The sequence below is a fragment of the Nonomuraea muscovyensis genome (assembly GCF_014207745.1).
Classification (GTDB): domain Bacteria; phylum Actinomycetota; class Actinomycetes; order Streptosporangiales; family Streptosporangiaceae; genus Nonomuraea; species Nonomuraea muscovyensis.
In genome coordinates, this window is record NZ_JACHJB010000002.1 from 570,497 (window position 1) to 589,204 (window position 18,708).

At 75.8% G+C, this 18,708-nt stretch carries 14 protein-coding genes; 9 read left to right on the forward strand and 5 right to left on the reverse strand.

All coding sequences use genetic code 11. The features are described 5' to 3' along the window. Positions 1-5 precede the first annotated feature (5 nt). From FHU36_RS19230 to FHU36_RS46400, 6 genes are all read left to right on the forward strand, one after another. Positions 6-1,184 carry a glycosyltransferase family 4 protein gene (locus tag FHU36_RS19230; protein WP_185085346.1) on the forward strand — a complete coding sequence of 393 codons (1,179 nt, stop codon included), beginning with the start codon at positions 6-8 and terminating at the stop codon, positions 1,182-1,184. Then, positions 1,181-1,999, forward strand: coding sequence for a PIG-L deacetylase family protein (locus FHU36_RS19235; RefSeq protein WP_185085347.1), 819 nt, complete (start codon positions 1,181-1,183; stop codon positions 1,997-1,999). The genes FHU36_RS19230 and FHU36_RS19235 overlap by 4 nt, the downstream gene beginning before the upstream one ends. A 76-nt stretch (positions 2,000-2,075) precedes the next feature. Then, positions 2,076-2,939 (forward strand): phytanoyl-CoA dioxygenase family protein, encoded by an 864-nt coding sequence (locus tag FHU36_RS19240; protein WP_185085348.1) that lies wholly within the window; start codon positions 2,076-2,078, stop codon positions 2,937-2,939. A gap of 47 nt (positions 2,940-2,986) precedes the next feature. After that, positions 2,987-3,508 carry a GNAT family N-acetyltransferase gene (locus tag FHU36_RS19245; protein ID WP_185085349.1) on the forward strand — a complete coding sequence of 174 codons (522 nt, stop codon included), beginning with the start codon at positions 2,987-2,989 and terminating at the stop codon, positions 3,506-3,508. A gap of 36 nt (positions 3,509-3,544) precedes the next feature. Then, positions 3,545-4,513 carry a phytanoyl-CoA dioxygenase family protein gene (locus tag FHU36_RS19250; protein ID WP_185085350.1) on the forward strand — a complete coding sequence of 323 codons (969 nt, stop codon included), beginning with the start codon at positions 3,545-3,547 and terminating at the stop codon, positions 4,511-4,513. Then, positions 4,510-6,327 carry an ABC transporter ATP-binding protein gene (locus tag FHU36_RS46400; protein WP_185085351.1) on the forward strand — a complete coding sequence of 606 codons (1,818 nt, stop codon included), beginning with the start codon at positions 4,510-4,512 and terminating at the stop codon, positions 6,325-6,327. The genes FHU36_RS19250 and FHU36_RS46400 overlap by 4 nt, the downstream gene beginning before the upstream one ends. Here the strand turns inward: FHU36_RS46400 and speB are convergent. After that, the gene (gene speB, locus FHU36_RS19260) at positions 6,324-7,163 is read right to left on the reverse strand and encodes an agmatinase (RefSeq protein ID WP_185085352.1); all 840 of its coding nucleotides are present in this window, start codon (positions 7,161-7,163) and stop codon (positions 6,324-6,326) included. The two genes, FHU36_RS46400 and speB, sit on opposite strands and share 4 nt — an antisense overlap. 170 nt (positions 7,164-7,333) lie before the next feature. Here speB and FHU36_RS19265 point away from each other — a divergent pair, with 170 nt between their 5' ends. Both FHU36_RS19265 and FHU36_RS19270 read left to right on the forward strand, forming a co-directional pair. Next, positions 7,334-8,575, forward strand: a complete 1,242-nt coding sequence (locus tag FHU36_RS19265; RefSeq protein WP_185085353.1) for a YcaO-like family protein — start codon at positions 7,334-7,336, stop codon at positions 8,573-8,575. Beyond that, positions 8,563-10,419, forward strand: coding sequence for a TfuA-like protein (locus FHU36_RS19270; RefSeq protein WP_185085354.1), 1,857 nt, complete (start codon positions 8,563-8,565; stop codon positions 10,417-10,419). Before FHU36_RS19265 ends, FHU36_RS19270 begins: the two co-directional genes overlap by 13 nt. On the opposite strand, the gene FHU36_RS19275 is transcribed toward FHU36_RS19270, so the two are convergent. From FHU36_RS19275 to FHU36_RS19290, 4 genes are read right to left on the reverse strand one after another with little or no spacing between them, the layout of a single operon-like run. Continuing rightward, complete coding sequence (locus FHU36_RS19275; protein ID WP_185085355.1) at positions 10,391-11,725, reverse strand: hypothetical protein; 1,335 nt, start codon at positions 11,723-11,725, stop codon at positions 10,391-10,393. The genes FHU36_RS19270 and FHU36_RS19275 overlap by 29 nt on opposite strands. Before the next feature lie 11 nt (positions 11,726-11,736). Continuing rightward, entirely contained in the window at positions 11,737-13,176 is a 1,440-nt protein-coding gene (locus FHU36_RS19280; protein WP_185085356.1) for an asparagine synthase-related protein, read from the reverse strand. After that, positions 13,173-15,059, reverse strand: a complete 1,887-nt coding sequence (locus FHU36_RS19285; RefSeq protein ID WP_185085357.1) for a S9 family peptidase — start codon at positions 15,057-15,059, stop codon at positions 13,173-13,175. The genes FHU36_RS19280 and FHU36_RS19285 overlap by 4 nt, the downstream gene beginning before the upstream one ends. A 1-nt stretch (position 15,060) precedes the next feature. After that, the gene (locus tag FHU36_RS19290) at positions 15,061-16,473 is read right to left on the reverse strand and encodes an asparagine synthase-related protein (protein WP_185085358.1); all 1,413 of its coding nucleotides are present in this window, start codon (positions 16,471-16,473) and stop codon (positions 15,061-15,063) included. A gap of 392 nt (positions 16,474-16,865) precedes the next feature. On the opposite strand from FHU36_RS19290, the gene FHU36_RS19295 reads away from it, so the two are divergent. Beyond that, a complete protein-coding gene (locus tag FHU36_RS19295) occupies positions 16,866-18,704 on the forward strand; it encodes an AMP-binding protein (protein WP_185085359.1) in 1,839 nt (612 codons plus the stop codon). The last annotated feature ends 4 nt before the right edge of the window (positions 18,705-18,708 follow it).

Here is an 18,708-nt window from a genome sequence, read left to right on the forward strand (position 1 = left end):
GCCCGGTGACGAAGCCGGTGACAGCGGCGGCGAACCCGGCGTGGGTGCACGTGCTCCCGCCGGGGGAGGTGTTCTCGCCCGCCAGCGGCGGCTCGCTCGGCACGGTCGCCGCCGAGCTGACCCGCGAGCACGCCCGGCACGGCGGCGCCACCGTGATCGTCGCCGAGCGTGGCCCGGAGCACGTGCCGTCAGGGGTGCGGCTGGTGCCCTACGACAGCCCCGGCGAGACGCTGGGCGAGCGGGAGCGGCGGGAGGACGACGCGGCCGCCGCCCGCGGCGAGCGCCGCGCCCACTATGCCGGGTTCGTCCGGCCGGCGCTGGAGGCGCTGCCGGCCGGGTTCGCCGGTCCGGTCGTGCTCCACAACGCGGTCGCCGCCGTGCCGGAGCTGCGGCGGCTGCGACCGCGGGCGCGGATCTGCCTCTACCTGCACGCCGACATGTTCCGGTCGTTCCCGCCGGCCGAGCGGGCGCGCGTGGTGGCCGACGCGGACCTGGTGGTGTGCGTGAGCCGGTTCGTGGCCGAGCGGTTCCTCGACGGCACCGGTCTGCCGCTCCCGGCGGTCGCGGTGGTGCACAACGGGCACGACCCGGACCGGTTCCACCCCGCCCGCCGGCCGGCTGGCCGCGTGCCCGTCGTGCTCTTCACCGGCCGGCTCGCCCCCGAGAAGGGGCCGATGGCGCTGGTCAACGCTTGTTTGGAGCTGGCTCGGGCCGGCGTCGGCTTCCGGCTGAGGGTGGTGGGCAACGCCGAGCTGTCCGCGTCGTCGGCTCCCGACCGGTTCGAGCGGCAGGTCCAGCACCGGGCGTCGCTGCTGGGCGACCGGGTGGAGTTCTCGCCGTTCGTGGACCGCGACGCCATCGGCGAGGTGTACCGGCAGGCCGACGTGCTGTGCGTGCCGTCGCTGTGTGAGGACGCCAGCCCGCTCGTCCTGACCGAGGGCCTGGCCAGCGGCCTGGCGTGCCTGGCCAGCGCGCGCGGCGGAGTGCCCGAGGTGGGGCGGGACGCGGTGCGGTACTTCGACTACCGGCGGCCCGGCGACCTCGCCCGGCAGCTCGGCCGCCTCGTCGGCGAGGCGCCGCTGCGGGCCGAGCTGGGACGGCGGGCGGTGCGCCGCGGGCGCGAGCTGACCTGGGAGAGCCGCTACCGGCTGCTGTGGTCACGGCTCGCGGAGCCGTCCCGGTGAGCCCGGTGGACGTGACGCCGGTGCTGGTCGTGTCCGCGCACCTGGACGACGCCGTGCTGTCGTGGGGCGGGACGATCGCCGCCCTGACCCGGCGGGGCGTCAGGGTCGTGGTGCTGACCGTGTTCGCCGGGTGCGGGGGCGACCCGCTGCCGCCGTACGCCGAGCAGTACCACTCCTGGTGGAGGGCCTCGGGCACGGTGGCCGCCGCGGTGGCCGCCACGGCCGCCGAGGGGATGCGGCTGCGCCGGGCGGAGGACGCGCGGGCGTGCGCCGCGCTCGCCGCCGAACTCGTGCACCTCGACTTCACCGAGGCGCTGTACCGGCGCCGGGCCGACGGGTCGCCCCGCTGCGCCGCCGGGGACGACCTGTTCTCGGCGCCCGACCCGGACGACCTCGCGCTTCAGCGGGCCGTCGCCGACGCGCTGGGTGGCTGGATCGCCGAGCTGGCGCCCGGGGAGGTGCACGCGCCCGCCGCCGTCGGGGGGCACCTGGACCACGTGCTGACGGCCCGCGCCTGCGCGTCCGCGCTGCGCGACGGGCCGCCGGGCCGCTGGTACGAGGACCTGCCGTACGCCATGGAACCCCCCGAGCCGGGTGTGCCGGCGGCCGGCCTGGGCCCGGCGGCGGCCTCGCCCCTGACCGGCGGCGACTGGCGGCGCAAGGTGGCGGCCGCCGCGGCGTACCGGTCGCAGCACCCCATGCTCTGGGACGACGACTGGCCCGACCGGCTGCTCGCCCACGCCCGCGAGGCCGGCGGCGGAACGCCGGTCGAACGGCACTGGGCGGCCGCCCCGGGCTCGAATGGAGATCATTGACATGCCCGCGAAGCCCGTTGATAGCATCCTGCCCGTCTCAGCCGGTGCTGATGGGAGGCCCGTAGCCGGAGGTCACATGGACGTCGCCCCGCACGACCCGCACACGCCCGCCCCCTCCGTCGCGGCCGTCGACGTCTCGGCCGACCCCGCCACCTGGCTGCCCGCCGCGTCCCGGGCGCTCGCCGCCGACGGCGCGGTGCTGCTCACCGGCACCGGCCTGGCCGCCCGCGCCCGCGACGTCGGCGCGCGGATGCTGGCCGAGGTGCCCGTGCTGGTGGAGCACCACGACGCGCTGAGGGCCTACGACGACGGCCACATGCGCCACCGCCCTCCTGGCGGGAGCGACGGGCACGTGGCGGCGTTCCTCGGTCACCCGGCCGTGCTCGCCCTGTGCTCCGCGCCGCTGGAGGCGCCGCGCGTGATCAGCTACCACGGGCACACCGTCCTGCCCGGCTCCTCGCCGCAGCCGGTCCACGCCGACTGGGAGCCGCTGTGGCCGCAGCCGGGCCTCGCGCACCCGCCGTTCATGCTGGCGGTCAACATCGCGCTGGTGGACACCGGCGAGCACAACGGCAGCATCGAGGTCTGGCCGGGCACCCACGAGCTGGCCTCCCGGGAGGTCTACCGGCACGGTTCGCTGTGCGTCCGCGAGGAGCTCCTGGAGGAGCGCCGGGCGGCGCGTCCGCCCGAGCGGGTCGCGATGCGGCCGGGTGACGTTCTGGTCCGCGACGTGCGCCTGTGGCACCGGGGCACCCGCAACACGAGCGGCAGGGCCCGCCCGATGCTGTGGCTGCTGCTGGCCGCGCCGTGGCTGCGCGCCGAGCCGTCCGTGCTGCTGGAGGCCGGGGTGCGCGGCGAGGTCGAGGCGCTGCCCGTCGAGGTGGCCGCCGAGTACGCCCGCCACCCGGTCGGCGCCCTGTCCGGCGGCGAGGCGGAGTGACCACCGCCCGCCGTTCTCGTCCCGGTCCGTCCGCCCAGGGAGGTCGCTTGCCGTCCGAAGTCCGCCTGATCACCGATCAGGACATCGAAGAGGTGCTCGTGCTGTGGGGGCTGAACGCGGGCGAGCACGTCCCGCTGCTCTCCTACGACCGGTGGGGACCTGGTGTGGCGGTGCCGGCCCGGCCCGAGGTGACGGAGGTGGAGGCGTTCACCCGCGACCCGCTCGACGGCACCAGGGACCTGCTGCGCGCGGCGCTCACCGACGAGCTGTCGTTCTGCCTGGTGGTCGACACCGGGCACGGGCTGGACGGGTTCCTGACCGGGGAGATCCACACCCAGAGCGTCAACGACTTCCGGATCGGCTCCATCCGCGAGCTGTACGTCCGCCCGGAGGCGCGGCGGCACGGCCTCGGCTCCGCCCTGGTCGAGGCCGCCATCGCGGAGTTCCGCAGCAGGCGGGCGCGGATGTTCCGCGCTGAGGTGAACCCCGACTGGAAGGACGGCATGGCGTTCTGGCAGTCGCGCGGCGCGTGGCTGCAGGACGCGGTGGTGTTCAACCACTACGAGTGAGCCGGTCAGCCATCCATTCGCGACACGCCTGGGAGCATGATGAGCCTGCAGAACGACGGCGTCACAGTGGTCGCCGAGGACTCCACGCCGATCGCCGGCGACCCGGCCGCGCTGCGGCGGCGGCTCCGCGAGCAGGGCATGCTCCTGTTCCGCGGGCTGCTGCCCGAGGCGCGCCCGGCCGAGCTGCGCGCCCGCTTCGCGGCGGTGCTGCGCCGCCACGACTGGCTCGCCGACGCCACTCCTGACTCCGCCACCGACGGTGACGGCGGCGGCCTGCGTCCGGCCGCCAACCGCCGCGACGGCAGCCCGCGCTGGTGGCGCATGTACGAGGACCTGCAGAGCGTCGAGCTGATGCACGAGCTGGCGCACGCGCCGCAGCTCGTCCGGCTGATGACGGCCATACTCGGCAAGCCGCTGCTGAACCACACCCGGCGCCAGGTCAGCCTGATGCATCCCGGCTTCTGGATCCCGCCGCACCAGGAGCACACCTACGTCCAGGGCACGCCGGACGTGCTCACCGCGTGGGTGCCGTTCACCGCCTTCCCGGCCGACGGCGGCACCCTGCGCGTGCTGCGGGAACGGGCCGTGCCCGGGGTGCGCCCGCTGACCGTGCACGACTCGGGCGGCGTCGAGGCCGTGGTCGAGCCGGGGGAGGGCGACTGGTGGCGGGCCCCGGACCTGGGGCCGGGCGACGTGGTCGTGATGCACGCGCTGGCCACGCGGGCGGTGGACGAGAACGTCTCGCCGTTCCTGCGCGGCGCCGTCGAGTACCGCTACCAGTCGTCGCGCGAGCCGGTCTGCCTGGCCTCGCTGCGCCCGCACCACTACCCGCGGGTGCCCGGCTGGGAGGTGCTGGCGGCCGGCTGGAACGACCGGCGCTGGCTGCGGGTGCCGCTGCGGGTGCGGCAGGTGGACTTCCTGCTGCCCGAGCGGCAGGAGAGCTGGCACGAGCTCCTGCCGCGCCCGGTGTCGCGGCTCGTCGACGTGGAGCCCGGCCGAACGTGACACCGTCCGGCCGCACCGGAGCGGGAGGCCCGGCGGGCGCGGCCAGGGTGGCGATCCGGCTGTGCTTCGAGGCGTCGCCCCGGCTGCTGGTCCTCGTCCTGCTCCTGTCCACGGCCGTGTCCACGCTGCCGGCGGCGCTCCTGCTGATCGTGCGCGAGATCGTCGAGGCGTTCTCGCGCGCGCAGGACGGCCGCGCGACCACGTGGATCCTCGTGCTGGGCGTGCTGACCGCGCTGCGCGTCGCGCTGGGCGCGATGCTGTCCGTGCGCCGCGAGGAGCTGACCGAGCTGGTCGGCATCACCTCCGAGCAGCGGCTGCTGCGGGTCACCGGGTTCGCGCCGCTGGAGCGCTTCGACGACCCCTCCTGGTACGACGCGGTCGCGCGGGCGCACGACGGCGTGACCTGGCGGCCGGCCGCCATCGCCGGCATCCTCATCGAGTTCGGCGGCCAGATCGTCTCGCTGGTCAGCATGGTGGGCGTGCTGGCCATCCTGGACGTGCGGCTCATCGGCCTGGCCCTGCTCGCGGGGGTGCCGCTGCTGGTGCAGCGGCGGATGGAGGCCAGGGCCATCTACCTGGCCCGCCGGGGCACCACCGAGCTGGAGCGCCGCCGCGACTATCTGACCGAGCTGCTCGTCCGCTACGACCTGGCCAAGGACGTGCGCAGCTACGGACTCGCGGCGCCGTTCGTGGACATGCACGACGCGGTCAGCCGGCGGGCGCTGCGCGCCGTCATCGCGGCGAGCCGCCACAGCGTGGCCCGCGGGCTGGTCGCCGGGGTGCTGAGCGCCGTGTGCCTGGTTGTGGCGTACTTCCTCGCCGCGGACCAGGCGTCTTCCGGCGCGTTGACGGCGGCCGAGCTGTTCCTCGTCTTCACCGCGTTCAGCACGCTGATGAGCAGCACGGTGGACCTGTTCACCATCGTGGTCGACATCGAGGAGCACGCCGCGTACCTGACCGACTTCGTCGCGCTGGCCTACGGCGCGCCGCCGCCCGCCGAGCCGCGCCCCTCCGGCGAGCCGCGCGGCGGGCCGCAGAGCCGGCTCGGGGGCGTGGGCGGGCCGCCGCGGGTGGAGTTCCAGGGCGTCGGCTACGCCTACACCGGTGGGCCGCCGGTGCTGCGGGAGGCGTCGTTCACGCTGCTGCCGGGCGAGTTCGCCGTGCTCGTGGGGCGGAACGGGGCGGGCAAGTCCACGCTGGTCAAGCTGCTGCTGGGGCTGCTGGCCCCGGCCCGCGGGCGGATCCTCGTGGACGGCGCCGACCTGGCGGGGCTCGACCCGGCCCGGCTGCGTGACCTGATCGGCGTCCTCTACCAGGAGTACGGCCGCTACGAGTTCACCGTGGCCGAGTCGGTCCGGCTCGGCCGGGCGGACCGGCCGCTGGACCGCGACCGGCTCGACTTCGCGCTGGGGGCCAGCGGGCTGAGCCGGGTGGTCGAGCAGTTGCCGCGCGGCGCCGACAACCCGGTGGGCCGGATGTTCCCGGGGGCCCGCGAGCTGTCCGGCGGCCAGTGGCAGCGGCTGGCCCTGGCCCGGGTGCTCTATCGCGACGCGCCGGTGTGGGTGCTGGACGAGCCGACGGCGGCGCTGGACGTGCAGGCGGAGGCGGCGCTGATCCAGCGGTTGCGCGCGGAGCGCGGCAGGCGGACGGTGCTGCTCATCACCCACCGGCTGGAGACCGCGCAGGCGGCCGACCGCGTGCTCGTGCTGGACGACGGGGTGCTGGTCGAGCACGGCTCCCACGACGAACTGGTCGCGCGCGGCGGCAGCTACGCCCGGCTGTGCGCCGAGTACGCCGCCCGCCAGGGGGCCTAGCCGGTGGTCTTGCGCTGGGCCGTGGCCGACAGGAACTCCAGCACGCACCGGTTGGCCACCAGCGCGGTGACGTCGGCGTGGTCGTAGGGCGGCGCCACCTCCACGACGTCCAGGCCGACGACGTCGGTGTTGCGGACCAGGTCGCGGATGCCGGCCAGCAGTTCCCTGCTGGTCAGCCCGCCGGGCTCGGGGGTGCCGGTGCCGGGCGCGTAGGAGGGGTCGAGCACGTCGATGTCGATGGAGATGTAGACCTTGCCCGTCACGGTGGAGATGACCTGCTGGACGATGTCGGTCAGGCCGGTCTCGTCCACGTCCATCATGGTCCAGTGCTCGACGCCGTTCTCGCCGGCCCAGGCGAAGGTCTCGCGGGAGGGGCCGTAGCCGCGCAGCCCGATCTGGAACACCTGGTTGGTGAGCCCCTCTTCGATGACCCGGCGGACCGCCGTGGCGTGGGTGAGCAGGCGTTCCGGACCGCCGTCCCAGGTGTCGGCGTGGGCGTCCCAGTGCACGAAGCTCACCGGCCCGTGCTTGTCCGCCACGGCGCGCAGCACCGGCAGCAGCACGGAGTGGTCGCCGCCGAGCACGACGACGCGGTCGGTGACGGTCATGAGCTCGCGCATCCACTTCTCGGCGGCGTCGAGGTTGCGGTCGTGCTGGCCGGGCGTGACGGGCACGTCGCCGACGTCGACGATGCGCAGGTGCTCGAAGACCTCGGTCTCCAGCCCGACGTGGTAGAGGTTGCCGGCGATGAGGGCGGAGGCCTCCCGGATGGCGGCGGGACCGAAGCGCGCGCCGGGCCGCCCGCCCGTACCCGAGTCGATCGGGACGCCCAGCACGACCACGTCGCTCGGACGCCCCTGGAACCGGCCGTCACTTGACGGTGGAATGTCATGAAACGTCCGCGTGGGCACTCATATCCCCAATCGCACACTTGTCTCTTTGGTTTTCGGTCGGCAGCATAGATCAAAGATCACCCGCACAACACCGTCCGGCGGAAAGTGGCCCTATGGAGGAAAATCCCATCTCCGGTTCTGCTACCGAGGAAATATCCGGCCGCTGGGCCGCCGCACGGGCACAGCCGATCGGCAAGGCGTACCGCGACGGCACGGACCGCGCGGTGAGCCCCGCCACGACGCTCGCCCGGGTGTCGCCCGCCATGGCCGCCGCCGGCATCACCCGCGTCGCGAACGTCACCGGCATGGACCGGATCGGCATCCCCGTCTGGTGCGCCGTCCGCCCCGCCTCCCGCAGCCTGACCGTCTCGCAGGGCAAGGGCGTCACCGGCGACGCGGCCAAGGCGTCGGCCGTCATGGAGGCGCTCGAACTGTGGCACGCCGAGACCCACCACCTGCCCCTCCGCTACGACACCCACCGCGCGCTCGCGGCCCGCGGCGAGACCGTCCTCGACCCGATGACGCTGGTCCGCTGCCCGTGCAGCGAGTACGCGGCCGACCGCCCCATGCGCTGGGCGCGCGGCTGGGACCTCATCGGCGGCCGGCCGGCCTGGGTGCCGTACGAGGCCGTGCACTGCGACTGGCGGGTGCCCGTCGCGCCCGGCGACCACGCCGTCCAGAACGGCTCCAACGGCCTGGCGTCCGGCAACAGCCTCCTGGAGGCGACGGTGCACGCCCTGTGCGAGCTCGTCGAGCGTGACGCCATCGTCGCCGCGCAGGACGCCGGCGACCTGCTCGCCGCGCCGCGGATGGTGCGGCCCGAGACGATCGCCGACGACTCCTGCCGCGACCTGCTCGGGCGCTTCCGGCACGCCGGGGTCGACGTGCTGGTGTGGGACCTCACCTCGCAGATCGGGGTGCCCGTCTTCAACTGCCTGGCCGTGGAGACCGACACGCCCTGGTACCACCCGCTGCCGCAGACGCAGGGCTCCGGCTGCCACCCCCGCCGCGCCATCGCGCTGTCGCGCGCGCTGACCGAGGCCGCGCAGGCCAGGGCCACCGTGATCGTGGGCTCCCGCGACGACATCGGCCGCGACCGGCAGAGCTGGTACTTCGACCCCGAACAGCGGCGCGCCGTCGGCGACGCCGTACGGGACCGGCCGCGGCGCGACTACGGGCAGGCACCCGACATCGACCACCGCACGGTCAACGAGGACCTCGACTGGCTGCTCACCCGGCTCACGGCCGCCGGGATCGGCTCGGCCGTGGTCGTCGACCTGACGATCGCGGAGCTGGGCGTGCCGGTCGTCAAGGCGGTCGTGCCGGGACTGCGGTGGCGGCCATGGGAGGAGTGAACCCGGACGCCCGGCGCCCGCCGGTGGTGTTCCTCGGGCCCACCCTGCCGGTCGCCGAGGCCGCGCGCATCCTGGCCGCCGACTACCGCCCGCCCGCCGAACTCGGCAGCGTCTATCGCGCCGCCCGCGAGCGGCCGGCGGCCATCGGCATCGTGGACGGCTACTTCGAGCGCGTCCCGGCCGTCTGGCACAAGGAGATCCTGTACGCGCTCTCGCTCGGCGTCAGGGTGTACGGGGCGGCGAGCATGGGGGCGCTGCGCGCGGCCGAGCTGGCCGAGTTCGGCATGATCCCGGTGGGCGAGGTGGCCGAGCAGTACCGGCTCGGCGTGCTGACCGACGACGACGAGGTGGCGGTGCTGCACGCCCCCACCCAGGGCGGCTACCGGCCGCTGTCGGAGCCCATGGTCAACATCAGGGCCACGCTGGCGGCCGCCGTCCGCGAGGCGGTGATCGGCGAGGAGGTCGCCGCGGCGCTGGCGGCCCGGGCCAAGGGCATGTTCTATCCCGACCGGGAGTGGGGGGCGCTGCTCGAGCGTGCCGGCGAGGACGACCCCGCGGCGGCGGCCGCGCAGCTCGCCCGGCTGCGCGCGTGGCTGCCGGCGGGCGCGGTGGACCAGAAGCGGCTGGACGCCGAGCGGCTGCTGGCCGAGATGGGGCGCTGGATCGAGTCGGGCGGCGGGCCGCCGCCGGTGACGTTCCCGTTCGAGCAGACGGAGAACTGGCAGCAACTGGTCGTGGGCGACGCCGCGGCGGCGGCCCCCACCGGTGACGCCCTGCCCGGCACGGGCGGCGGGGGAGTGGTCGACGGGCGGTCCGCGCGAGGCGGCCGCGGGCGAGAGGAGTCCGGGGCAGTGAACGGTGACGGCAGGCCGGGGATCCGGAACAGGTCCGGGACGAGCGCGCCGCGCCCGCCTGAGGACACGCCTGAGGACATAGCTGCGGACACGGCTGCGGACACGGCTGACGGCGCGCCCGCAGACACGGATGGAGGCACGGCCGGGTGGCGGGCCCTGCGGGCCGGCGAGGTGCCCCGGCGGCACGCCGACGACATCGGCGGCGTCCGTGAGCTGGAGCGGGCCCGCCGGCCGGTGCTCGTCGAGGGGGCGCTGGACCGCTGGCCCGCCCTGGAGCGCTGGAACCCCGGCTATCTCCGCGAGAAGGTCGGCCGGACACGGGTGCCCGTCGAGTTCTACCCCTCCGGCTCCTACTACGGCAGCTGGGTGCAGGCGCCGCTGCGCATGGACCGCTACCTCGACATCCTCACCTCGCAGGGTGAGGCCGAGCGCTGCTATCTCGCCCAGGTGCCGCTGCTCGACCTGCTGCCGGAGCTGGCCGAGGACCTGTCGGTGCCCGGCTGCCTGGCCGGGGCGCCGGAGTTGGGGCTGGCGTTGTTCGTCGGCCGGGACACGGTGACCGCCCTGCACTACCACAGCAACGAGCAGGCCCTGCTGTGCCAGGTGAGCGGGGCCAAGGACGTGCTGCTGTTCCCGCCCTCGGACCACAGGTACCTGAATCATCATCCGTGGTATTCGTACCGGTTCAATTTCAGCCGCATTGATTTCTCCGCCGTGCCGGCCGGGCCGAATTCGCCGTTGCGGCACACCACGCCGTTGCGGGTCACGGTACGGGCCGGCGAGGCGCTTTACATCCCCCTTTACTGGGGGCACCTGGTGGAGGGGCCGGGCACCACGTCGTCGGTGACGTTCTTCTGGCGGCCCACCGCCGGGCGGACCTGGTGGCCGCCGGCGATGCGGCTGCGGGCGGCCGCGGGCGGGGCCGTGCGGCGCCGCCTCGTCAGCCCGGTGAGCGAGGCCTTCAGCCGGCGGTTCGGGCTGGGCGGCTGACCTCGCCGGCTCCGGCCAGCCACTCCTCAAGGACCGCCAGCCTCGCCGCCACCACCGCTTCCACCGGCCCGGGGGCGCCGTCCAGCACGCCCAGGGCGCGGCACAGCGGGTGATCCGCCACCGCGGCGGCTGTGGGGCTCGCCGTGGGGATGCTGGTCGTGGGGAGCGCGTGGCGGGCGGCGTGGGGGACGAGCGCGACCAGCAGCCCGCTGCGCCGCAGGTGCGGTGCGGGCAGGCGCGGGTCGTACCGGGAGCCGGCCGGCAGCCGCAGGGCCCACGCGGTGAAGGCCGGGTCGAGGAACGGCGACCTGCGCGGCACGGCCGCGGCGGCGGCCACGGCGGCCGGGAGCGGCCCGGCGAAGCGGGCCGTGCGCGCCAGCACGTACGCGCGGACCGGGTCCCGGTACCCCGCCAGGCACTCCACCAGCCGCCGGATCCAGTCCGCCGTCCACGACTCCACGTGCGCCAGGCGTTGCGGTGGCAGCACGCGCGGCGTGTCTCCCAGGGCCGCGGCGAACGGCGCGAGGGCCACCTGCATGCCGGCCCGGAGCCGCCGGGCCCGCGCGCCCCGCCCCAGCACGGACGTCGCGTCCGCGAGCACGGCCGCGGCGCCCTCGGTCCGCCACCGGTCCGCGAGCTGCCTGCCGGCGGACCGCGGACCGCGCAGGCGGGACGGCGCGGGCAGCGGTCCGGCCTGGAGGACCTCGTCGCAGCCCTCGGCGGTGAGCAGCAGCGTCGCCCCCAGCCGCGCCGCCCTGGCCTCGGCCGCCCGCACCAGCGGTGTACCCGCCAGGTCGGGCGCCACCGGATTCCAGGCGCCGCCGGCACCTCCGGGCAGGCGGGTGGTCTCGGCGAGCAGGAAGCGGTGACGTTCGCCGAGGGCCGCGATGACCTGCTGGGTGGCCACGGCGACGCTCGCGCCGGTGGGGCCGGGGTGGTCGGCGGCGACGACGGTCACCTCGGCACCGAGCGCGCGGCCCGCTGCGGTCGCCGCCGCCAGCAGCGCCGACGCGCCCACACTCCCGTCGTGCAGGACGGCCACCGTCCGGTGCGCCCCGATGGCCCGGCCCACGGCGTCCTGGAGCCGTTCGCCCAGATCACGCGGATCGGCCACGCCGGGGTCGCGCGGGGTGTCCGCCCCGAAGCCGCCGGGCGGTCCGGCCGCCGTGCCGTCCGCCCAGGGCGAGGCCGGGTACACCCCGAGTGCCAGCGACGGCCGCGACAGGTACAGCGCGACCGCGTCCACGTCGATCCCCCGCGCGAGCCCACCGGACCCCTCACCTCGGGCCGGCCGGCGCCCGGTCACGCTGTCGCCCCTCACGCCGTCGCCCCCCGTTCCTCGGCTCCGCGCAGCCACAGCTCCACCGCGCTGGCCGTCGCCACCTCGAACGTGTCCCGGCACCGCGAGCGCCAGTCCGGCCGCAGCAGCCCCCGCTCGACGGCCAGGACCGGCTCCACCCGCGCCAGCCGCCAGTAGCGGGCGTACGACTGCGACCCGCGCTGCCGGTACGGTGGCAGCACCGCCCCGACGCCGTCCGGCAGCAGGTCGGCGACGAGCCGTTTCCTGCGCAGGTACTCGTTGTCGTACGCCCCCGAGTACCGGACCGTCAGCGGCAGATGGAAGGCGTACTCGGCGAAGACCGGGTCGTAGAACGGCGCCACCTCGGGCAGCTCCGTGGCCGGCACCACGACGTCGTACGGGAACGTGCGGTGGATCATCAGCGCCTCCGCCCACGACGCCCCGGCCTCGGCGGCGACCCGGGCCGCCTCGGCCCGGTAGTCGTCCTCCCACTCGCACGCCCGCTCGTGGACGCCGTCGGCCAGCAGGGCCGAGCCGTGCTCCCGCAACCGGCGCGGCCAGGCGGTCGACCAGTAGAGCCCGGAGGAGGCCCGGCGGTCGAGCCGGCCGGCCAGCGCCGCCAGCAGCTCACGCGCGGGCGGTCCGCCGCCCGCGGAGGCGTCGCGCAGGTAGGCGGCCAGGTCGCCGAAGGAGCCCGAGCCGAGCAGCCGCGCGGCCAGGTAGCCGGGCGCCTCCAGCAGTTGGTCGGCGCCGCTGCCGTGCAGCAGGATCTGCGCGCCCGCCCCGGCGGCCAGCTCGGCCATCCCGCGGTGCAAGCGGGGGAAGCCGTCGAAGCGGGGGCCGTGCGTGCACCAGTCCGGTTCCGGCCAGCGCCGGGGGGCGGCGGCCACGCGCAGGTGGGGGATGCTCAGGCCGAGGAACTCCAGCAGCCGGTCCACCACCACCTTCGGGCGGCGGCCCCGGTCGTCGGGGATGTCCATGGTGACGGCGAGCAGCCGCCGGCCGGTTCGGCGGCAGACCCGGGCGGTGACGGCGAGCAGGGCGGCGGAGTCGAGACCGCCGGAGGTGGCGACAGCGACGTGTTCCCGGTCGCCGATCGCCCGCTCGACCGCGGCTTCGAGCCGCTCGCGCAGCTCGGCCGGGCGGGCGTGCCCGCGCGGCCGGGGCGGGGCGTGCCTGACGCGTTCGAGCCCGGCCCACGGCGCGGCGGGGAACAGGTCGGTGCTCAGCCCCGGCCAGGTGAACCAGGTGCCCAGCGCGGCCAGGGAGTACGTGCCGCCGGTGGAGGGCGGGGTCGCCGCACGACCGGAGCCCGTCTCCTGGTAGGCGGGCCTGGTGACGAACGGCGCGAGCCGGTCCGGCGCGGCGGTGTAGCGGAAGGACGGGGCGGGCCCGTGGGCGGGAGCGGGCCCCGCGGTCGCGTGCTGCGGGGTGGTCGTGCGCTGCGGGGTGGTCATGTGCGCCTCTCTGCGAGGTGGAACGCGAGCTGGCGGCTCACCACGCGGGCGAGCCTGATCCGGTTGGCCGGGCGCGTGATGCCGTGACCCTCGCCGGACAGGACGAGGCAGTGGTGCGGGTGACCGTGTTCGGCCAGCGCGGCGGCCATCGTGGTGGCGTGCGTCCAGGGGACCAGCGGGTCGTCGCGGCCGTGCGCCAGCAGCACCGGCGTGTGGCAGCGGGCCGCGTGGGCGAGTGGCGAGCGCTCCCGCAGCCGGTCGGCGTCGCGGTCCGGGTCGCCGACCCGGTCCAGGAAGTGGGCCCGCTCGTGGTGCGCCGACTCCTTCACGTGCCGCAGGAACGCCACCAGGTCGGTCGGCGCGCAGACGGCCACGGCCAGCGCGAACGCCTTCGGGCGGGCGGTGGCGGCCATGAGCGCGGCGTACCCGCCGTACGACTGGCCCATGACGGCCACCCGGGCGGGGTCGGTGTGCCCTTCGGCGACAGCCCACCGCAGCGCGTCCTCCAGGTCGTCGTGCATCCCGCCGCCCCAGTCCGCGCGGCCCAGGTCCAGGAAGCGGGTGCCGTACCCCTCCGAGCCGCGGAAGTTGACGCGCAGGGACGCGTAGCCGCACTCGGCCAGCCACTGCGCCTCGGGGGACAGGCCCCACGTGTCGCGCGACCACGGCCCGCCGTGCACGAGCAGCACGGTCGGGTACGGCGGGGCGACGGCACGGGACGGGGTCACCAGGTAGCCGTCGAGCGGCAGGCCGTCGCGCGCGGGGATCGTCACCGTGGCCGTGGGAGTGAGGTGGGGGCGTGCGTCCGGCCGCCGCAGGGTCGCCTGGAGGAGCCGGCCCGCCGTGGCGGCGAGGCGGGCCGGGCCGTGCTCGCGCCGGTCGGCCGGGACGTGGTGGGCGGCTGCGGTGCGGCGGTCCCACAGCAGGTGCCGGGGCGGCGTCCGGCCGTCGTCGAGCCGGACCAGCCAGGTCGCGTTGTCGCGGGTGAGGCCGGCGAGCTGCAGCTCGCCAGGGTGCCGGGCGGTCAGGGCGGCCAGGTCGGCGGCGAGCTCCGGGTCCGGCGCGCGATGGCTCTGGCGCGCCCCGGACACCAGCGCGAGCTGCGGCACGCGCGTCACCGGGTGCAGGACCACGTCGAGGTCGTGCTCCCCGTCGTCGAGCACGGTGCGCACGGTGCCGTCTCGCAGGTCCAGCAGCCGTACGCCGAGGAACCCGCCACGGCAGGGGGCGGACAGGTAGAGGCCGTGCCCGTCCGCCGTGACGTCGATCGGATGGGTGACCAGCGCTCCGGGCGGCCGTGACCGCCACACCTCACGCCAGCCGCCCGCGTCCCCGCCCTCCGCCCGATCCGCCCCGGAGCGCGCGTCCGCCGCGTACACGACGAGCGTGCCGTCGGCGTCGCGGGCTGTGGCGGCGCGCGGCCGGTCGTCCGGATCGCTGAACAGGCGGCTCATCCCGCCGGGGCCGGGCACGCGACGCGCGGGGCCGGTCCGCGTGGACAGCAGGTGCCAGACGCGGCGGCCGTCCGCGCCTCCGCCGGCCAGCAGCAGGCTGCCCAGGCGCGGCTGGTCGCGGTCCACGACGTGGACGTCGCCGGCCCCCTCGGGCGTGACGTCCACCGTCCGGCCGGTGGCCTCGTCGTGCACGACCACCCGCGGGCGGTGGCCTCCCAGGACGGCCAGGACGGCACCGCCCGCCGGCCACCAGGCGTGGTCCACGACCGGGACGCGGCCGAGCGGAAGCCTGCGCACGCCCTCGCCGGGCCGCCAGACGAACAGCCCGGGCTCGCGCTCGCTCTGCCAGCTCACCGCCCCGCCGTCGGGGGCCAGGGCGAGGTGGACGGCCGGCTCGGCGCCGAACCACCGGCGTGCCGCGGCTCGCATGTTAGCGGGCGGCCACCGGCTCGGCGCCGGCTTCGAGCGCGCCCGCCACCCACCGCTCCACGTTGCGCACCACGATGGGCAGCCTCGGGTGGACCCGTTCCAGGTCGAGCCGGTCCATGGGCTTGATCAGCCCCAGCTCCTCGACCAGGAGCGGCCCCTCGGGCAGCACGTCCAGCACGTAGCGGCGGAAGGCGTCGGAATAGCTCTGCTTGTACTCCGGCAGCAGCGGCCGCAGCGCGGGCGGCAGCAGCCGCAGGTGCAGCGCCTTGTACCACGGGTACGGGTGCGGCCCCTCGGCGCGGAACCGGGCGGCCGGCGGCAGCCCGAAGGCGTACCTGACGAACCGGTCGTCCACGAACGGCGAGCGCTGCCGGATGGGGGCGCCGAGCGGGTGCGCGTCGTAGGCCCACGGGAAGATGGAGTCGCGCAGGCTGGCCGTCGCCCAGTCGCAGCCCGCCTCCTGGAACGACGCGAACCTGGCCGCCAGCCAGTCCTCCACCCAGCCCGCGACCGAGTCCCGGTAGACGTCGGTGAGCACCGAGGGGCGTCCGCTGTTGACCACGTCGCGCAGCGCGGTGGCCACGTACAACTGGAAGGACGTCTGCGGGGGCAGCCGCCGCGCCGCGAGCGCGGCCGCCTCACCGGCCACCTCCACCACGGAGTCGCCGCGGCCGAACGCCGCCAGGTAGTGGCGCAGGTCCCGCCAGCGGCGCCCGCGCGCCAGGGAGGCGGACAGGTGGTTCCAGGCGCCCAGCACCTCGTCGCCGCCCTGCCCGCTGAGCACGACAGTCGCGCCGATGTCGTGGGCGTGGTCCACGGTGGCCTGGTGCAGCCGCGTGTAGTAGTCGTGCCGGGGGCCGAGCGGCGACCAGCGCGGCTCGGGCAGCGCCCGCCACTCGGCGGGCAGGACGTGCAGGTCGCAGGAGATGCCGACGGCGCGGAGCTGCCGGTGGACGAGGCTCGCGGTGGCCTTGCCGAACTGGTCGCGCAGGTTCCACACCACCGCGCCGAGCCGCCGTCCCTCGCGCCGGGTCTGCTCCCAGGCCTGGACGAAGACGGCCCACGAGTCCATGCCGCCGGACAGCAGGACGACGGCGGACTCGGCGTCGCCGAGGCTGCGCGAGACGGCCGCGGCGAACTCCTCGCGCAGCGCCGACTCGTCGGAGGTGCCGAGCGGGGGCAGGTCGAGCGGCGGGCGGTGCCGTACCACGCCCTCCCAGGGGCACTCGGGCGGGAACTCCGCCTCGAACGGCAGCCCGTCCAGCAGCAGGGCCAGCCGCTCCAGGGAGAACCTCTTGGCGGGCGCGGCCAGGCGCAGCGGGTCGCCGTCGAGCGCGCCGTCCTCCGTACGCGAGTAGAGGGGCTCGGACAGGACGTCCGAAACCCCTCCAGAGGTGCCGAGTTCTGATCGCAAGGAGTGATTACCGCTTCTTGTTCAGCATCTTCCGGGACGCCCGGAACGTGGCCCAGAACTCGGAGACGGCCCGTGTGTTGCGGCGGACGGCCGACTCGCTCGGCTGGGTGGCGTTGGCGACGAGGAGATTGCCCCCGCACCGACGCACACCGCCACAACTGTCACGAGGTAAGTCGCTGTGCCCCATCTCGTACCTCCAATCGGGTGCGAATTCGGCACGAGTCTTAGTAATGCCGGTAATGGCGTCAACGATGAACATTTTCCGCATTGAGCACTCTGATCATGAGGGCCGGCGGTGCGTATGGTGGGAAAGGCGTGCCGTTCGCCTGCCGCTGGTCGCCGTTCGCGGGGAGGGACCGCCGTTGCCGGTGTCATCGCCAGTGTCATCGCTGGTGTCGTTGCCTGACATTCTCGCCCGCCGGGCGGCCGGGCATCCGGCGGCGCCGGCCTTCACCGTCGACGGGGCGGGCACGCTCGACTACCTGACCTGGCACCGGGAGACCGGGCGCATCGCGGCCGGACTGGCCGCTCGCGGGTTGCGGCCGGGCGAGCGGGTGGTGCTCGCGTTCGAGGACGGCGACTGGCTGACGTTCGCCTCCTGCTTCCTGGGCGTGCTGGCGGCCGGCGGCGTGGCCGTTCCGGTGCGCGCCCCCGTCCCACCGTCCCATCTGCTCTCCACCGCCGCCGGGGTGGACGCGGCCGGACTGGTCACGGGAGGCGGGCCGCCGGTGGCGGGATTCGGCGGATGGCAGTCCGGTGCGGGCGAGCTGACGGAGGCCGGGCCCGCCTCCCCGCCCGGGGCCCTCACGCCCGCGCCCGTCGTGGTGCCGCGCGGTGGTGCGGACCCGGCCGCGGTGATCCTCACCTCGGGCACCACCGGCGCCGCCAAGGCCGTGCTCAGCACCCACGCCTCGCTGACCGACGACTGGCCAGGGGGCGACGACGTGCCGCCGCCGCAGGTCAACGCGCTGCTCACGTCCGTCGCCGTCGGCACGAACGCGGCGCTGTCGGTGCTGAAAGGCTGCCTGGTCAACGGCGTGCACGTGGTGCTCACCCAGCCGTTCGCGCCCGAACGGCTGGCCGCCCTGATCGAGGAGCACCGGGTGACGGCGCTGAGCCTGGTGCCGACCACGGCGCGGCTCGCGGTGGCCGCGCTGCGCCGGCAGGGGTGCGCGGCCGGGCGGGTGCGGTCCGTGGTGTCGTCGTCGGCGCCGCTCGACCAGCCGACCGTCGCGGGGCTCGCGGAGGTCTTCCCGGCGGCGGAGATCTTCAACGTGTACACGGTGGCCGAGGGCGGCGCCGGGCTGCAGCACCGATGCTCGCCGGACCGGCCGCCGGCGCTGGGCACGCTCGGGCCCGAGGCGCGGCTGGTGGACGGCGCGGGCCGGGACGTGGGTCCCGGCGAGTCGGGCGAGTTGTGGCTGCGGCACACCGGTCCCGCGCTGGGCTACCTGGCGCCCGCCCCGGCCGCGGGTGGCTCCGGGTCGGGGACGCGCTACCTGGCGGACGGCTGGATCGCGACCGGTGACCTGTGCCGGCGGGACGCGGACGGGCTGGTGTACTTCGTGGAGCGCGCCGACGACGTGGTCGTCTCGGGCGGTCTGAACATCGCCTCGGCCACGGTGGAGGCGGCGCTGCGGGTGCACCGGGCGGTCGCGGAGGTGGCGGTGTTCGGGGCTCCGCACGCGGCGCTCGGCCGGGTCCTCGTCGCCGCGGTCGTCCTGTCCGCACCCGCCTCACCGGCCGAGCTGCGCGACCACTGCGCGGGGCGGCTGCCGCGCGACCACGTGCCGGCCGACGTCGTCATCGTCGCCGAACTGCCCCTCACGCCGAACGGAAAGGTACGCAAACGGCTCCTGGCCGAACGGTACGCGGGCACGCACCCGACCGGCGCGCACGAGCCCGCCGAACCCGGGAAGCCCGCCGAGGCCGGGAAGCCCGATCCGGTCCCGGCACCAGCCGGGGCCGCGCCCGTCGGGCCGCCGCCGGGGCCCGGCACCGCGCACGCGGTGGAGGAGGCGGTGCTCGCCGCCTTCCGCGAGGTCCTCGGCGTCGAGCCGGTCCGGCGGGACAGCAACTTCTTCCGACTGGGCGGCCACTCCCTGCTGGCGGTCCAACTGGCCGGCGAGCTGGAACGGCGCATCGGGCGGCCGGTGGCGCCCGCGTGGATCCTGCGCTTCCCGTCCGCCGGTGACCTGTCCGACGCCCTCGCCGAGACGCCGCCCGCCTGATCAG